Here is a 450-nt window from a genome sequence, read left to right on the forward strand (position 1 = left end):
CAGGGGAGGCGGGGCAGGAGGTGCTCGGCGGTGAAGGCGACCGCGTCATGGACCTGGACGGGCAGCGCCTCCACGAGGCGGTGGAAGCCCTCCGTGCAGGAGGCGGCGTCGCTGACGACCGGGATGCGGCCGCCGTCCGTGGCCTCCAGGAGCGCGGCGCGCACGCGGTCGCCCATCGTCTCGTAGCCGTCGGTGTACCCCTTGGAGGACCAGGGCGTGCCGCAGCACAGCCCGGCGATCCCCTCCGGGACGCGCAGCCGCACGCCCGCGCGCGTGGCCAGTCGCGCGAACGCGATCATCACACCGGGCCCGCCCTCGGCGGGGGCGAACATGGTGTTCAGGCAGGACGGCACGTAGACCGCGTCGGCGTCGGGATTCGGCAGCGGGCGGCGGCGCAGCCCGCCCCGCGGCAGGTCGCGGCTCCACTGGGGGACGGCTTCGGGGGTGGCG

At 76.2% G+C, this 450-nt stretch carries 1 pseudogene; it reads right to left on the reverse strand.

Going from position 1 to position 450, the window contains the following annotated elements:
• Positions 1-450, reverse strand: a pseudogene (locus C1J01_RS48640) (FAD-binding oxidoreductase); the annotation flags it as partial.

The sequence above is a fragment of the Nonomuraea aridisoli genome (assembly GCF_003236395.1).
GTDB lineage: Bacteria > Actinomycetota > Actinomycetes > Streptosporangiales > Streptosporangiaceae > Nonomuraea > Nonomuraea aridisoli.